This window comes from Streptomyces sp. NPDC102274 (assembly GCF_044766385.1).
Classification (GTDB): domain Bacteria; phylum Actinomycetota; class Actinomycetes; order Streptomycetales; family Streptomycetaceae; genus Streptomyces.
Genome location: NZ_JBIWLW010000049.1, coordinates 1 through 15,577, shown reverse-complemented (window position 1 = coordinate 15,577; position 15,577 = coordinate 1). Strand labels below are relative to the sequence as shown.

Sequence of the window (15,577 nt, the reverse complement as noted above, 5' to 3'; positions counted from 1 at the left end):
GCCGGCCGCCGCCGGGCAGCCGGGACTTTGAAGGCAGGCCCCAGGTCCTGGCCGGTCGATCTTCGTGGCCCGCGGGCTGATCCACGAAGATCGGCCGGCCAGGACCTAGGCTTACACCGGTGATTGAAACCATCGTGTTCGACGTCGGCGAGACCCTCGTCCGCGACGACCGCTACTGGGCGTCCTGGGCCGACTGGCTGGGCATTCCCCGGCACACCATCTCCGCGCTCGTCGGCGCCGCCACCGTCCAGAACCGGGACAACGCCGACGCCCTCCGCCTCATCAAGCCCGGCATGGACGTCGGCGAGGCCTACCGCGCCAGGGAGGCCGCCGGCCGCGGCGACCATCTCGACGAGTCCGATCTCTATCCCGATGTACGGCCCGCCCTGGCGAGCCTCCGGTCCCTCGGCGTCCGCGTCGTCCTCGCGGGCAACCAGACGGTCAGGACCGGGGAGCTACTGCGCGGCCTCGATCTGCCCGTCGATCTCATCGCCACCTCGGGCGAGTGGGGCGTCGAGAAGCCGTCACCGGAGTTCTTCGCGCGTGTCATCGAGGCGTCCGGGGCGGCGCCCGACAGGACGGTGTACGTGGGCGACCATCCCGCGTACGACCTGTTCCCCGCCCGGGAGGCAGGCCTGCGCGCCGCCCATCTGCGGCGCGGGCCGTGGGGCTATCTGTGGGCGGACGACCCGGAGGTGATCGAGGCGGCGGACTGGCGTATCGACAACCTGACGCAGCTGACCTCGATCGCGGCGGAGCAGAGGGAACGGGCCGGCTACGCGGAACGGGCGGACCAACAGGGCTGACACTGCTGACAGGGCTCCCGAAGCTGACGAGGCGGAAAGGACCTGGGCGGGGCGGCGCGCCGGGCGCGCGGTCCACGGGGCTCACAGGTCCGCGTACTCGCCCACGTACTCACCCAGGCCCACCCACGTACTCACCCAGGCCCACCCACGTACTCGCCCACGCCCACGCACGACGCCGGCTCACACCACGGTGTACTCATGCGCCGGGCCGCCCTGCCACTCCACCCAGGCCGGGTCGTCCAGCAGCTCCCAGGCGTCCGGCAGCCCCGCCAGACGCAGGAATTCGATCAGATGGTCGTCGGAGTGGGCGAGCCCCATGATCCGCCCACGGACCGTGACCCGCCGCCCGCCTGTCCCTGACGCCCGGTGGACGACGATCGGTGCATCACTCATAGGCCCAAGAGTGCGTCGATCCCGCCCCATCCGCAGCCTCTGGGACCCGCTTCTTTTCCGCACGGGCTGTCGGTTGGATCACACCCGGTCGTGCCGGGGACGTGCCAGGGAGGTGCCCGTCTCAGCGGAGGAGGGCGAAGACCTCGTCGATCGCGGCGCACGTCCGGTCCGTGTCGTCGTCCGTCACGGCGGCCGAGACGAACCAGCAGGCGAGTCCGTGGGCGTTGGTGTGGATCCCGCGGCGCAGCAGTTCGTGCCGGAAGGTGTCGTAGCGCCGCTGGTCGAGGCGGAGGGTGTCGCGGTAGTGCCGGGTGGGGGCGCCGTCGTCCGAGAACACCACCTGGAACATCGCGCCGACCCCTTGCACCGCGCACGGGACCCGGTGGTCGGTGGCTGCCCGGCGCACGGCCTCCATGATCCGCTGCCCGGTGTCGTCGATCCTCTTGATGACGGCCGGGTCGGCGAGCGTGCTGAGCGTGACCAGGGCGGCCGTGGCGCAGAGGGGCGAGGCGTTGTACGTACCACCGTGCTTGACCCGGCCGGTGGCGAGCGCCGCCATCACCTCGTGGCGGCCGGCGAACGCGGCGATGGGCAGTCCGCCGCCCAGGGCCTTCGAGTAGACGGCCAGATCGGGGACGACGTCGAAGAGCGCCTGCGCACCGCCCGGACCGGTACGGAAGCCGGTGCAGACCTCGTCGAAGATCAGGATGATCCCGCGCTCCGTGCACTCGTCGCGCAGCAGCCGCAGATAGCCGGGGGCGGGCATGGTGCAGGCGTTGTTGGCGACGATGGGTTCGCAGATGACGGCGGCGAGTCGGCCGCGGTGGGCGTCGAGTACGGCGCGCAGGGCGTCCGGGTCGTTCCAGGGGCAGACGACGACATCGCCGGTGACACCCTCCGGGATCCCCGGGGAGTGCGGGACGGAGTGCGGGGCGGCGTACGGGCCCGCCGCCGCCTCGGGCGGCCGGTTGGAGATGGCGAGGGTGTCCGACCACCCGTGGTAGTGGCCCTCGAACTTGAGGACCTTGGAGAGTCCGGTGTGACCGCGGGCGACTCGTACGGCCCCCTGGACCGCCTCCGAGCCGGAGTTGGCGAACCGGACCAGATCGGCGCAGGGGACCATCGCGCGGATCAGCTCGGCGAGTTCGACCTCGGGCACATTGCAGGTGCCGAACATGGGGCCGCTGGCGAGGACTCCGGTCAGGGCGTCGGTGAGCGCGGGGTGTCCATGGCCGAGAATGGCGCTTCCGTACGCGGCGAGAAAATCGATGTACTCGTTTCCGTCCACATCCCGAATACGGGCCCCGGAGCCACCGTTTATATAGAGCGGGTAGGGATGCGGGCCGGTGGAAGTCAGCCTGGAGGAGGAACTGATACCGCCCGCGAGAGACTTCTTCGCGCGTTCGAACAAGGCGCTGCTCATGGCGGTTCCGCCAAGCGCCGGTACGGCCTGCGCCGCCGCTCCGGCCGGTACGCCGGAGAAATTCTGCCGGGCCATATGTCACTCCTGTCCGGGGCGCCATCGCCCGCGTGGAACAACTCTTCGGCTTTCACGCAGCCTTGACCGGGATCGCGGACGGTGTCCAGACTCGCTGCGGAGATCCAGAATGCGGCGAAAGGAAGTCCGGCATGACTGAATCCGCTGAATTGGCCGAAAAGATCTCGGTCGTCACGGGCGCGGGCAGCGGTATCGGTCGCGCGTGCGCGCTGGGGCTGCTGGCGGACGGCTGGACGGTCGTCCTGGCCGGGCGGCGGAAAGACCCGCTCGTGGAGACGGCGGCGCTGGCCGGAGCGGACGTGGCGCGCGCGATACCGGTGCCGGCGGACATCACGGACGGGGACTCGGTAGCACGGCTGTTCGGCGAGGTGGCGACGCGTTTCGGACGTATCGATCTTCTCTTCAACAACGCGGCGGACACCATGCCGTACACACCGACCGAGGACGTCTCGGTCGAGGACTGGCACCGCGTCATGGACTCCATCGCCACCGGAAGCTTCCTGTGCGCGCGGGCGGCGTACCGGATGATGAAGGACCAGACGCCGCGCGGCGGCCGGATCATCAACAACGGCGCCCCCTCCGCGCAGGTCCCGAGGCCGGATTCGATCGCCTTCACCGCCGCGAAGCACGCGGTGGCGGGGCTGACGCGCTCGCTCTCGCTGGACGGCCGCCGTTACGACATCTCGTGCGGGCAGATCGACATCGGCAACGTGACACCGGTGGGGCGGGAGCAGCCCGCGGTCCGGCAGGCGGACGGGACCCTGCGGGTGGAGCCGACCATGGACGTACGGCATGTGGTCGAGATGGTGCTCGTCATGGCGAACCTACCCGTGGGCGTGAACGTCCAGTCCGTCGCCGTCATGCCCAGTGCCATGCCGTACGTCGGCCGCGGTTAGATCCTGTCCCGCCCCCGGGTCCCGGCCCGCGCCCGGTACGTGTCCGGTGGACGCCAGGTCCTCCTCGTACGCCAGGTCCTCCTCATACGCCAGGAACGCCTCGATCCGGGTTCCGGCGGTGAGACGTCCCGCGCGCTCCCAGGCCAGTGCCCGGTGCAGCCCGTCGAGATGGATCAGCCCCTCCCGCACTACCAGCCCCGCGTAGTCGACGCCGGGCACCGCCCGCGTGCTGAGAAACAGCGGGGTGAAGGGCGCGGCGGCCAGGCGGTCGAGCTTGCGGGCACAGACCGGGTTCGTACGGGCGTACGCGCCGCCCGCCGCCTCCAGCCGGGCCACCGCGTCGGCGACCGTCAGCCCGGACTTGGGGATCAGCTCCCGTTCGCCGCCCTCGCCCAGATGCCAGGGCAGGACGACGCGGAGCAGATCGTCCCGGTCGAGCAGCACCCGCCGCCACGCCCCGAGGGACAACTCGGCGTTACGGATGTGCTCCTCGGCCTCGTCGTTCGTGTTGGCCTCGTGGGCGCGGTCGAGCGGATGCGCCCGCGCGAAGGTGTCCAGGACGGATGAGAACGGGACGGCTGCGACGACCTTCATGACACGTTGCCCTTCATTTCGTCAGCCGGACCCGGCCGGGCTCAGCCGGGCTCATCAGGACCCGGGGCTCAGCCGGGACTCGTCCGGACTCCAGCCGGGCTCGACGGAACTCATCCGCCTCAGGCGCGCACGTACTCGGTGAAGTGCCGTTCGGCGAAGAGCTCCGGCCACCGGCCCCGCCCGAGGTCCAGATCCCGCGCGGTGGCGAGCAGATGACGCCAGTACGGCTTGACCGGCGGCCAGCGCGTGCCGGTCTGGCAGTACGAGGCGTCGATCATGTAGCGGGGCCCGCCCGACGCGCCGGGGACCGTACGGCGGGCGTGGAACAAGGCGGAGTGCAGCACCACCGTGGATCCGGGCGGCAGTTCGTCGATGACGGCCTCGGAGGGCAGCGCGGCGGTGCCGAGGTGGGCGCGGGCCGTCTTGTCGGCGACTTCGCGGTGGGAACCCGGGAGGACCGCGAGCCCGCCCATGGCCGGCCGGAGACCGCCGATGTAGTGCAGGGCATGGACCATGAGATGGTCGCGGTCGCGCTGCGGGGACTGTTCGTAGTCATGGTGCCAGCCCTTGCCGGGGGCGCCCGGCGCGCGGCGGTCGCTGTGCAGATGGTGGAAGACGAACGACGGCCCCATGAGACGCGAGAGCAAGGACATCAACGGCGGATGCACGGCCAGTTCGCCGTGGGCCGCGAGCTCTATCTCCACCCTGTCCGGCACGCCGTACACCTCGGGTTCGAGCGCCGCGGCGATGGAACGCTTTCGCAGACCGCTGTCCACCCAGAGGTCGACTTCACGTTCCAGGGACTCCAGTGAATCGGAAGGGATAAATCCGGGAAGGACGAGATAGCCCCGCTCCCTGAATTGCTCCAGCGTGCTCTCGTCGAGTTCCGGGGAAAGTTGTTCGCGCATGGTGCGATGCCCCTCCTTCTCCGCTCTCCACGAATAGCCCGGCGTCCGGTTTTCTCCGGAGGAGCGCCCAAAGGTAGCCAACTATTCATCTCGGCAGACCGGGTGCGCGGAACAATGGCCGAAGCGTGACGATGTGGCGGGAAATACGCGAAGAGATGCGCGAATGGAAAGGTGCCTCCCGCAGGCGATTTTCGGCCGCGGCAGTAAAGGCAACGGCTATCGCGGGGGCATATGCCTGCTCACGCCTCGGCGAGCCGGATCACGTACCGGATGCCCTGCAGTTCCCTCCTTGCCCGCGACGAGAGTTCCCCGTCGTCGAGCAGTGCCGGCAGACATTCGCTGAGCGCGCTCCCCGCCGGGCCCCCGGGCCGCAACAGATTCGGCCGGGCCGCCAGCAGCGCCCACAGGGTGTGGACATTGAGGTCGAAGAACCCGTGACACGGCGTCAGCCCCCGTACGAGGTGATGCATCAGTTTGTCGCCCGGCCAGCGGTCCGGGGTGCGGGCCGCGATGAAGTCGTCGGAGAGCTGGATGTGCGGTGCCTCGCCGATCCAGTACGCCCAGTAGTTCAGATTGGCTGCCTCGCCCGCGTCGTCGTCGGCGAGGGTGCTGTCGATGAAGTGACGCATCCGGTCGCGGTCGCCCTGCCGGGCGGCGACCGCCGCCACCGAGCGGGAGTTGAGCCAGCCCGACAGCCAGTCGTCGGGCCGTTCGGTGCGCTGCTGGCGGGCCAGCCAGCCGGGGGTGTCGGCCCGGTCGTCATAGCCGGCCAGATACAGGGCCTGGCGCCGCAGCAGAAAGCTCTCCGTCCCACGGGCCCGCTCGGCGGTGCGCCGCATCTCCGAGAAGAAGCGGCGCCGGTCCGCGGCCGCCAGCTCGGGCCCCTGGGGCACCGGCCCCCGCCGGGGACGCGGCGGCTCGGGCAACGCGCTCAGACACGTGGGAGCGACCCCGTTGAGCGGCCAGGCGAGCACCTCGACCAGATCCCGCCGCATGACGCACGCGCCGAGCGGGTTGGCCTCGTACGAGGAACCGCCGTCCAGCGCGCCGGCGAGCAGGACGTCCGCCTCCATGGCGCGCTCCAGGGAGAGCAGGAGCGCGGGGACGGTGCCCAGCCGCATCAGCCGGTGGCTGTACACGAACAGCTGCCCGACGGGTACGGCGGTCAGCGCCCGCCGCCCCGACTCCCACCCGGCCACGGTGTCGGCCGACACCCGGAACTGCTCGGCCAGCGCTTCCTGGGTGAGCCCCAGCTGCTCACGGATGATCCGGAAGACAGAACCGGACACGATCCCCGCACGGGCCCTCGGCACTCTTTCCCGACCGCCGGTCAGGGTGAACCGCGGAACGTTCGGCACGAGGCCCCCAATTGCACGCGGACCGCGGCCGGCTACCCGTACCCGTGGTCACTTCAAGCGGTGATCTCCGCTCCCTACTGTCATGAGCCCAGTAATGGACGGGCGACTCAGCGTAGCGGGGAGGGTGTCATGGTGATTGCCGTGGCAGCGCCCCGGCCCAGTGGGTACGGCGTGGAAGCCACACCTACGGATGACACGCCGACCCGGGCGACGACGGACGGACACGATGTGGAAGCGGCCCAGTGACGCCGAAGGCGCCCGCCTATACGGCGCCGGCGTGCCGTATCGAGGAGCACGCGGAGTGCCACGGACCGGGCGAGACCCGGCTCCCCTGGCAGTCGCGCACGGGACCGGCGATCGAAACGCTGCGCTGCGACTGCCCCTGCCACGCCACCCCCCAACGCCACCTGCACACGGCCCCGGACCCGGCCCCGGCTCGCATCCCGTCCCCGTCCCCGTCTCCTTCCCTGGCGCCGACGCCGACGCCGGGAGGATTCCTGACCTGGGCCGAGGCGTAGGCGGCCAAAGCCACCTGGTCGGACACTCCGCACCGCAGGGTTGCCGGGTAAGGGAGTTGAGAGCGTGGATGGCGGACATGAAGAGTGTCGGGTGAGCCGACTCTGTCCGGAAGGCCCCTCACGCCCGTCCGCTCACACATAAGCCGGGGAAACGCCGGAGTGCCCCGGCCGGTCGGAACCGAGCGGGGCACTCTGTGGCAGGCCGGATGGGGTAACCCTTCCCTGCGGGTGGTAGGCCGTGTGGGACTCGAACCCACAACCAACGGATTAAAAGTCCGCTGCTCTGCCAATTGAGCTAACGGCCCTCGGCACAACACACACGAGCATAGCCCGCCCTCGGCCCTGCGCCGATCGGGTATCCCGTCGTGGGTATGTCGCGCGTCGGCGCGGGTGTCTGCGCGGTTCGCGGGGGAGGTGTCGGCAGGGTGGCCGGAGGCGGTTTTCGCGGGCGGAGGCGGACGGGGTGTCCGGAGCCTCGGGCCCTCGGACGCGGGCAGGGCCCGTGCCCCACCTCGGGGGTGGGGCACGGGCCCTGGTGACGCGTCAGGCCGGCCGATGGAGTGTCGGCGTACGGTCAGCCGTTGCGCTTCCAGCGCGGCTTGTCGTCGCGGCGGCCGAAGGAGCCGGTGCCGGTGCCCGTCGTGCCGCCGCGGTGGTCGTCACGGCGGGTGGACGGGCGGTCGTGGCCGCCGGGGCGGAAGCCGCTCGACGGGCGGTCGTCGCGGCGGTCGCGGTTGAACGGGCGGTCGCTGCCCCGGTGGTCACGGCGCTCGAAGGAACGGCCGCCGCGGTCGTCACGACGCTCGCCACCACGGTCGTCACGACGCTCACGGTTGAACCCACCGCGCTCGCCGCCCCGCTCGCCGCCACGGTCGTCACGGCGCTGGAACCCGCCGCGGTCGTCACGACGGTCGCGGTTGAACCCGCCGCGCTCGCCACCGCGCTCACCGCCCCGCTCGCCACCACGGTCGTCACGGCGCTGGAAGCCACCGCGGTCGTTGTCCCTGCGCTCGTCCCGGCGCTCGTCCCTGCGGAAGCCACCGCGGTCGTCGCGGCGCTGGAACCCGCCGCGGTCACCGCCGCGCTCGTCACGCGGCGTGTAGCCCCGCGCGCCGCCCCGGCCACTGCGCTCGCCGCGGTCGTCGCGGCGCCCGAAGTTGCCCCGGTCGTCGCGGCTGTCCCTGCGCTCCTCGCGCTGCGCCGGTACGGCGGCGGCCGCTGCGGCCGCCTCCTCCACCGCGCGCTCGGCCTCGGCGGCCACCTCGGCCACCGCCGCCTCCGGGTCGTCGCCCCGCTCGCGCGCGGCGCGGGCGACCAGGCGCTCGGCCTCCTCGCGCAGTTCGGCGGCGCGGCGCTGGACGCGCTCCAGCTGCTTGGCCAGCTCGGCGGCCTCGCGCTCGGCCTGCTTGGCCGCGTTGTTCGCCGAGTCGGCCTGGACCTCGGTGAGCGAACGCGCGCCGGTGATCTCGGCGACCTCCGGGTCGAACGCGCCGGCTCCGCCGACCATGTGACGCGAGGCGTCCACGCCCGCGTCCTCCATCAGCCGGAAGATCTGGCGGCGCTGGTGCGGCAGCGCCAGCGAGACGACGACACCGGACTTGCCGGCCCGCGCCGTACGGCCCGAACGGTGCAGATAGTCCTTGTGGTCCCCGGCCGGGTCCACGTTCAGCACCAGGTCGATGCCGTCCACGTGGATACCGCGCGCGGCCACGTCGGTGGCGACCAGCGCGTTGACGTGACCGTCCTTGAAGTCGGCCAGCGTCCGGGTCCGCGCGCCCTGCGTCATACCGCCGTGCAGCGCGTCGGCCTTCACGCCCGAGTCGCGCAGCTGCTCGGCGATACGGTCGGCGCCCAGCTGCGTCCGTACGAAGATGATCGTGCGGCCCTTGCGGGCGGCGATCGCCGCGGTGACCGGGGCCTTGTCCTTCGGCTTCACGACGAGCACGTGGTGCGTCATGGTCGTGACATTGCCCTGGGCGCTGTCGACCTCGTGGCTGACCGGGTTGGTCAGATACCGCTTGACCAGCGTGCTGATCTCGTTCTCCATGGTGGCGGAGAAGAGCATGCGCTGACCGCCCGCGGGCACCAGGTCGAGCAGCTCGGTGACCTCGGGCAGGAAGCCCAGGTCCGACATCTGGTCGGCCTCGTCGAGGATCGCGATCTGGACCTGCTCCAGCGAGCAGGCACCGCGGTTGATGATGTCGCGCAGCCGGCCCGGGGTGGCGACGAGAATGTCGACGCCGCGCTCCAGCGCGTAGATCTGGTTGCCCATCGACGTACCGCCGCAGACGACCTTCATCTTCAGGCCGAGCACGTCGCCGTACGGCTGGAGGGCGTCCGCGACCTGCATCGCCAGCTCACGGGTCGGGGTGAGGATGACGCCGCGGGGCTTCTTCTTCTCGGTGTGGCCGCCGGCGAGCGTGGCCAGCAGCGGCAGACCGAAGGAGAGGGTCTTGCCTGAGCCGGTACGGCCACGGCCCAGGATGTCCTTGCCGGCCAGGGCGTCCGGGATGGTCGCGGCCTGGATCGGGAAGGGGGCGGTGACGCCGTTCTGGGTGAGCTTGCGGACGATGCCGTCGGGGAGGCCCAGGTCGCCGAAGGTGAGCCCGGGGGTCTCGTCGGCGTCCGACGCCTCGTCAACCTCGAAGGTGTCGGGGCTCTCGGGGGCCTCGGTGGCCGTCCCGGGGGCCACGACGGCCTCCGCAGCCTCGACGGCCTCCGCAGCCTCGACGGTCTCGGCGGTCTCAACGATCACGGCGGTCTCGGCGGTCACATCGGCGACCGTCTCGGGGGACTCGTTCTCGGGCATGACGGCGTGGTCAGTACTGGAAATGGACATGCGAAATGCGAAACCTTCCGGAGTCTCGGCACGCGCCCAAACTCCGTGATTCGCAAATCGACCGCCTCAATGCGGTCAGCCACGGCAAGGGAGAGTACGCGCCACGCGGCGCTCTTCTGTGTCGGCGCCAGGCAAATGATCAAACGATCTACTACCATACGCACCCTCCCCCCTCTTAGGCAAACCGGTAGACGGGCCACGCGCGGACCACCTCCACCGTTCCCCCCCGTCACACCGGCCCGAGCTGCGGCGATGCCGTTGGCTCCTTCCGCATCCCCATCCCGTCGTCGGCCGACATCGCGCCCACACGGACGTCCGCCGCCGGTGACGCGGACGGCTGCTCCGGCGGCTCGGTCGGCTCCGGCTCGGGCTGCGGTTCCGGATCCGGGGGCTCCGGCGGCGGGGAGTCCGGTGGCGCGGGGCGCGGGGGCTCCTCGGGCGGTACGGGCCCGTCGCCCGGCGGGACCGGCTTACCGGGCCCCGGGCGCGTGCCCTTCGAGGGCTCGGACGAGGGCGTGACGGCGGAACCGGCGCTCGGCGAAGCGCCGTTGCCGCCGCTGTTGCCGTTGCCGCTCCTGCCGCCCTCGTCGCCCGTGCTCTTGCCGTCGCCCTCCTCCTCGTCCCCGTCCTCCTCGCCGTGGCCCTCCGCGCCGGACTCCTCGGCGTCGCCGTCTTCCGTACCGCCCTGCCAGGCGTAGGGCTCACCGGCCCCGGCGCCCTCGCCCGTGACGCCGTCGGGCTCGGTCGCGGCGCCCCGGCCCCCCGCCGACCGCGAGGGCGCTGGCTTTCCTTCGTCCTCACCGACATTCATGCAGCCTGCGGAGGCCGCGACCGCCAGTGACGTGACGATCCAGACGGCGAAACGGCCTGGGGCGGACAACTGGCGCACGAGTGGCACCTCCGGGGGCGCGGAACGGGTCTCCCCGCCGGCGGCGAGGGAAGGGTTTCACTGCTCAACTCCCTTTTCCCCGCCGGGGACACGCCCGGGGCACATCCCGCACCCACGCATGCGGAAGACGGGGGCCGTTCGGCCGGACTCTGCTGGACAATGGCCATGTGCTGGAGATGACACGCGAGACCTTCGAAGAGCTGGTGAGCCAGGCCCTTGATCAGATCCCACCGGAGCTGACCAAGGTGATGGACAACGTCGCCGTCTTCGTCGAGGACGAACCCGACGCGTCCGACCCCGAACTCCTGGGGCTCTACGAAGGGACTCCGCTCACGGACCGCGGCGAGTGGTACGCCGGGGTGCTGCCCGACCGGATCTCCATCTACATGGGGCCGACCCTGCGCTACTGCGAGACCCCCGAGGACGTGGTGCACGAGGTCTCCGTGACCGTCGTCCATGAGATCGCCCACCACTTCGGCATCGCGGACGACCGGCTGCACGAGCTCGGCTGGGGGTGACGAGCCGAGTCGGGGGCAATGAGCCGGGCTCGGGGGTACGGGCCGGGCCGGGGGTACGAGCCGGGCCGCGGGTGAGCGGAATCCCCGCCACTAGTTCTGATGCCACTACTCCTGTTGGCGGCGCCCAGGCATGTCCGGCCTCCGTCGTGGGCATACGCGACCAATGGCCCGTGTTGTACCACGCTTCCCGTTCCGTACCTCGCTCACCCGCATCCAGGGCCATCTCAGTTCCCGCCGCGACGCCCCCACCAGCGCCCTGATCCACTCCCCGCACCCCTACAGCCGCGCTGTCGGGCTGCTCTCCGTCGTCCTGCTGGGCGCCTGGCTCGGACTGCTGATCGTCGGCAGCGTACGGACCCCGGTCGGGCCGATGGACACCAAGATGACGCTGCGCCCGTCCCTGACCGGCGGCACCAAGATCAATGTCTCGCCGCTGGGCGCGCTGGAGCTGAGCACGCACACCGCCCCCATCCGCCTCGACGTCGATGTGGACCAGCTGGACCCCGTACGGTCCCAGGCGCTCGTCGAGCACCCTGAGCGGCTCTCCGGCCTCCAGGGCGAGGTCAGCCACGACGTCATGAACGGCACCACGGACCTGGCCGTACGGTCCGTCGCCGCCGTCGTCTTCGGAGCCACCGCCCTCGGACTCGCCGTCTACCGCCGCCCGCGTCGCGCCCTCGTCGCCGGCGGGCTGGCGCTCACGCTGCTGGCCGCCTCGGGCGTCGGCGCGTATGCCACCTGGAACCCCAAGTCGGTGCTGGAGCCGCGGTTCTCCGGACTGCTCTCCTCCGCCCCGCAGGTGGTCGGCAGCGCGCGTTCGATCGTGAACGATTTCGACGTCTACCAGAAGGAGTTGGCGCGGCTGGTCACCAACGTGACCAAGCTGTACGACGCCGCCTCGACGCTCCCCACCTTCCAGCCGGACCCGGCCACCCTCCGGGTGCTGCATGTCTCGGACATCCATCTCAACCCGGCGGCCTGGCACATCATCGGCTCCCTCGTGGAGCAGTACGGAATCAACGTGATCATCGACTCCGGCGACACCATGGACCACGGCGCCTCCGCCGAGAACACCTTCCTCGACCCCATCGCCGACCTGGACGTCCCGTACGTCTGGGTGCGCGGCAACCACGACTCGCGGGGCACCCAGGAGTATCTGGGGCGCATGAGGAACGTCCGGGTCCTGGACGAGGGCCGGGCCGTGACCGTCGGCGGGGTACGGGTGGCGGGCAGCGGCGACCCGCAGTTCACCCCCGACCGCTCGGTGGAGGCCCAGGGCGACCCGGCCGAACGCATGATGGGCATCCGGCTCGCCTCGGCCCTCCGCGACCAGCGGCGGGCCGGTACGCCGGTGGACATCGCAGTCGCCCACAACCCGGTGGCGGCGCGGGAGACCGACGGCCTCGTCCCGCTGGCCCTCTCGGGCCATATCCATCAGCGCGAGACCGTGGTGCTGCCGCACGGCACCCGGCTGAAGATCGAGGGCTCCACGGGCGGCGGCGGGCTGCGCGCCGTACAGAACGAGAGCCCGGAGAAGGTGCAGATGTCGGTGCTCTACCTGGACCGGAAGACGAAGCGGCTCCAGGCCTGGGACGAGATCACCCTCGGCGGGCTCGGTCTGACGACCGCCGAGGTCAGCCGCCACCTTCCGCAGGAGGTGGTCACACCGGGAGCCGGCGCCTCGCCCGGCCCGGATCCGTCGGGCACCGGCGGCACGGGAGCATCGTCGGGCACCGGCTCCCCGTCACCGCCGCCCGGCTCCCCCTCGCGTACGCCGGGCGCCCCCTCGCCCGCGCCCACCGCACCCTCGCGGACCCCGCCGGGCCTCCCCGTACCCGCTCCCTAAGAGGTCACGTGCATAGGCGGTGCGGAGAGAGGAGCGGGGCCAGGCGCCGCCCATCTCCACGCGACGCCGCCCCACCTGTGCACGCGACCTCCAAACCGTTTTGGCGATAGCTCTGCCCATCCCATATGCTTCTGACGTCCCCGACGCGCTGCAAAGCGCCCAGGCGGGCCCTTAGCCCTCATCGTCTAGTGGCCCAGGACGCCGCCCTTTCAAGGCGGTAGCACGGGTTCGAATCCCGTTGGGGGCACCACGCCAATAGTCCCCCTGACCAGCGGAAAAGCTGGTCAGGGGGACTCTTTGTATCTATAACGTCAGCACCGTGTCAGCACCGTTCTGTTTTACGGTGCGCTGCATGGCGTACATCAGGCAGCGAGCAAAGAGCGACGGTACGACCAGTTACACGGTCATGTGGCGCGCTGGCAGGGCACGGGGCGGGAAGCAGGAGTCCGAGGTCTTCGATGACTCAACGGATGCCGAGCGGTTCCAAAATCTGGTGAACGGCCACGGTCAGCAGTGGCCGCCTGGGTGGGTGCGCGGGCGCGGCTTCGTCGAGGACGTGCGCGAATCCGGCGAACTCTTCGAACCCTTCGCGCTTCGCTACATCGATCAGCTCACCGGAGTCCAGGGCGACACCAAGGCCGAGTACCGCAAGCTGGTCCACCAGAAGCTCTCCCCGTGGTTCCGCAGCTATTCGATGCGCGATGGGGAGGGCGGGCTCACCTCAGACCTCATACGCACCTGGGTCAACGACTTGGAGGCCGGGCGGCCGGCTCCGCATGATCCGGAAGGCACCAAACGCCGCAAACTCAGCCCCAAGACCATCCGCAACGTCCACGGGTTGCTCTCCGGCATCTGTCAGAGCGCGGTAGAGAGGAACCCACCCCTGCGGACGAAGAACCCTTGTGCAGGCACCCGGCTCCCCCGCAAGGACGACGGGGTCGAAGACGAGATGGTCTTCCTCGAACGTGACGAGTGGGCACTGCTGCGCACTCACCTGGTCGACCAGGATGCTCGCGAGCTCGCCGACGCTCTCGCCGAGACCGGCGCCCGCTGGGGCGAGATCACCGCGCTCCAGCCTCGGGACCTCGTGCGTCGCAGCGGTCGGCCCGCGATCCGCATCCAGCGCGCCTGGAAGCGGGACGAGGACGGCGCGGCCTACCTCGGCGCACCCAAGACCAAGAAGGCCCGCCGGACCATAGTGATCACCAGCAATCTGGACCAAATGCTCCGAAGACGAGCCAAGGGCATCACTCCCAACGATCTCCTCTTCACGGGGCCCAAGGGCGGGCGCTGGGACACTTGGACCTTCCGTAGCCTGCGCTGGCACCTCGCGATTGAAGGCGCCCGCGCCGAAGGGCTCACCAAGGCTCCGCGCGTGCACGACCTACGGCACTCGCATGCTTCCTGGCTCATCGCTGCGAAGGTTCCGCTCCCAGCCATTCAGGGCCGCCTCGGACACGAGTCCATCACCACGACCGTCGACCGTTATGGCCATCTGCTCGACGCCTTGGACGACGAAGTCATCGCCGCAATCGACTGGGCCATGAACCCGAACGCACCGCTGTCCGCGTCTTCCCTGGCTGCATGACGGCCTCAGGGCCTCCCCGCACCCCCTCGGAGGGGTGCGGGTGAACGGCCGCGTGGCGGGTGAACTGTTCCACGCAGACCAACGCACGGCGAGCAGTGCGGTACAGGCGAAGCGGGTAAAGAACCCATTTCAGCCCGTCGGTCTTCGTCGGGTATAGTCAGCACTCGGTTCAGGCGCCAGCGCCAGAACCAATCCCCAGCATTACGTGCCCCTTAGCCGGATGCGCGATGCTCAAGGTCCTGTGGAGCAGTTTGGAGTGCTCGCCACCCTGTCAAGGTGGAGGCCGCGGGTTCAAATCCCGTCAGGACCGCTGAAGTTCCTTGTGAACTTCGTGGCTGGGTAGCTCAGTCGGTACGAGCGATCGCCTGAAAAGCGATAGGTCGCCGGTTCGATCCCGGCCCCAGCCACAGCTAAGGCCCCGATCTTTGGATCGGGGCCTTATTGCATTTCGCTGGCAATCTGTGCGACATCCCGTGAGTTCTCTTGAGCCTCGCTGAGTCCCCGGGCCCGTGGCCGGGGGGTTCTTCCTCCTTCGGGTGCTCTGCTGGCCTGTGACGTAACTTCGGGATTCCTGAAGCGTTCTCATCTCGTCCGACCGATCTGCGGTCGGGCTGAAGGCGAGGAGGCTCGGGTTGGCGGCGCTGGCAGTCGTACGGGACCTGCGCGAGCACTGGGCGCCCGCATCGGCGGAGGAACTGGAGCGGTTCGAGACCGACGTGCTGTCCGGGTTCGTCCTGGCGCGGGCCTCGGCAGGGCTGGCGGACGGCACCATCCGCGGGGACGTCGGGCACCTGGATCAGATCAGGTCCTGGTTCGGCCGGCCGCTGTGGGACATGGAGCCCGCTGACGCGGACGTGTACTTCGGGAAGGTGCTGCGGAACTCTCCCAGCGGCACTCGACTGGGCCGGTCGCAGGCGCTGAGCACG

Annotated in this window: 13 protein-coding genes, 4 tRNA genes and 1 pseudogene; 10 read left to right on the top strand and 8 right to left on the bottom strand. The window is 70.4% G+C overall.

Translation table 11 applies throughout. The features are described 5' to 3' along the window. Nucleotides 1-122: 122 nt before the first annotated feature. A complete protein-coding gene (locus tag ACIRQP_RS37975) occupies nt 123-806 on the top strand; it encodes an HAD family hydrolase (RefSeq protein ID WP_403899176.1) in 684 nt (227 codons plus the stop codon). A gap of 180 nt (nt 807-986) precedes the next feature. Here the strand turns inward: ACIRQP_RS37975 and ACIRQP_RS37970 are convergent, their stop codons facing one another. Next, nucleotides 987-1,199, bottom strand: coding sequence for a hypothetical protein (locus ACIRQP_RS37970; protein ID WP_403899137.1), 213 nt, complete (start codon nt 1,197-1,199; stop codon nt 987-989). A gap of 121 nt (nt 1,200-1,320) precedes the next feature. Continuing rightward, the gene (locus tag ACIRQP_RS37965) at nt 1,321-2,697 is read right to left on the bottom strand and encodes an aspartate aminotransferase family protein (protein WP_403899135.1); all 1,377 of its coding nucleotides are present in this window, start codon (nt 2,695-2,697) and stop codon (nt 1,321-1,323) included. 131 nt (nt 2,698-2,828) lie between these two features. On the opposite strand from ACIRQP_RS37965, the gene ACIRQP_RS37960 reads away from it, so the two are divergent. After that, nucleotides 2,829-3,593: an SDR family oxidoreductase gene (locus ACIRQP_RS37960; protein WP_403899132.1), complete on the top strand. Its 765-nt coding sequence runs from the start codon at nt 2,829-2,831 to the stop codon at nt 3,591-3,593. Here ACIRQP_RS37960 and ACIRQP_RS37955 read toward each other — a convergent pair. The 3 genes from ACIRQP_RS37955 to ACIRQP_RS37945 form a co-directional block, all read right to left on the bottom strand. Continuing rightward, entirely contained in the window at nt 3,522-4,187 is a 666-nt protein-coding gene (locus ACIRQP_RS37955) for a DUF6309 family protein (protein ID WP_403899129.1), read from the bottom strand. The genes ACIRQP_RS37960 and ACIRQP_RS37955 overlap by 72 nt on opposite strands. A 119-nt stretch (nt 4,188-4,306) precedes the next feature. Then, complete coding sequence (locus tag ACIRQP_RS37950; protein WP_403899126.1) at nt 4,307-5,095, bottom strand: phytanoyl-CoA dioxygenase family protein; 789 nt, start codon at nt 5,093-5,095, stop codon at nt 4,307-4,309. A 239-nt stretch (nt 5,096-5,334) separates the two neighbouring features. Beyond that, nucleotides 5,335-6,384 (bottom strand): helix-turn-helix domain-containing protein, encoded by a 1,050-nt coding sequence (locus ACIRQP_RS37945; protein WP_403899124.1) that lies wholly within the window; start codon nt 6,382-6,384, stop codon nt 5,335-5,337. A gap of 311 nt (nt 6,385-6,695) precedes the next feature. On the opposite strand from ACIRQP_RS37945, the gene ACIRQP_RS37940 reads away from it, so the two are divergent. Beyond that, nucleotides 6,696-6,971 (top strand): hypothetical protein, encoded by a 276-nt coding sequence (locus ACIRQP_RS37940; protein ID WP_403899121.1) that lies wholly within the window; start codon nt 6,696-6,698, stop codon nt 6,969-6,971. A 229-nt stretch (nt 6,972-7,200) separates the two neighbouring features. Here the strand turns inward: ACIRQP_RS37940 and ACIRQP_RS37935 are convergent. The 3 genes from ACIRQP_RS37935 to ACIRQP_RS37925 all read right to left on the bottom strand — a co-directional run bounded on the left by ACIRQP_RS37935 (nt 7,201) and on the right by ACIRQP_RS37925 (nt 10,699). Next, a tRNA-Lys gene (locus ACIRQP_RS37935) sits at nt 7,201-7,276 on the bottom strand. A 269-nt stretch (nt 7,277-7,545) separates the two neighbouring features. Then, nucleotides 7,546-9,810: a DEAD/DEAH box helicase gene (locus ACIRQP_RS37930; RefSeq protein ID WP_403899118.1), complete on the bottom strand. Its 2,265-nt coding sequence runs from the start codon at nt 9,808-9,810 to the stop codon at nt 7,546-7,548. Between the two features lie 229 nt (nt 9,811-10,039). Then, entirely contained in the window at nt 10,040-10,699 is a 660-nt protein-coding gene (locus ACIRQP_RS37925; protein ID WP_403899115.1) for a hypothetical protein, read from the bottom strand. Nucleotides 10,700-10,866: 167 nt separating this feature from the next. Between ACIRQP_RS37925 and ACIRQP_RS37920 the strand changes: the two genes are divergently transcribed. The 7 genes and pseudogenes from ACIRQP_RS37920 to ACIRQP_RS37890 form a co-directional block, all read left to right on the top strand. Beyond that, complete coding sequence (locus ACIRQP_RS37920; RefSeq protein ID WP_030350046.1) at nt 10,867-11,217, top strand: metallopeptidase family protein; 351 nt, start codon at nt 10,867-10,869, stop codon at nt 11,215-11,217. Between the two features lie 163 nt (nt 11,218-11,380). After that, on the top strand, nt 11,381-13,063 hold the full coding sequence (locus ACIRQP_RS37915; protein ID WP_403899113.1) for a metallophosphoesterase: 1,683 nt from the start codon (nt 11,381-11,383) through the stop codon (nt 13,061-13,063). A 174-nt stretch (nt 13,064-13,237) separates the two neighbouring features. Next, nucleotides 13,238-13,313 (top strand) — tRNA-Glu (locus ACIRQP_RS37910). A 243-nt stretch (nt 13,314-13,556) separates the two neighbouring features. After that, nucleotides 13,557-14,651 carry a tyrosine-type recombinase/integrase gene (locus ACIRQP_RS37905; RefSeq protein WP_403899110.1) on the top strand — a complete coding sequence of 365 codons (1,095 nt, stop codon included), beginning with the start codon at nt 13,557-13,559 and terminating at the stop codon, nt 14,649-14,651. Nucleotides 14,652-14,886: 235 nt separating this feature from the next. Continuing rightward, nucleotides 14,887-14,961: transfer RNA gene (locus ACIRQP_RS37900), tRNA-Asp, on the top strand. A gap of 23 nt (nt 14,962-14,984) precedes the next feature. Beyond that, nucleotides 14,985-15,058 (top strand) — tRNA-Phe (locus ACIRQP_RS37895). A gap of 225 nt (nt 15,059-15,283) precedes the next feature. Continuing rightward, nucleotides 15,284-15,577, top strand: a pseudogene (locus tag ACIRQP_RS37890) (site-specific integrase); the annotation flags it as partial.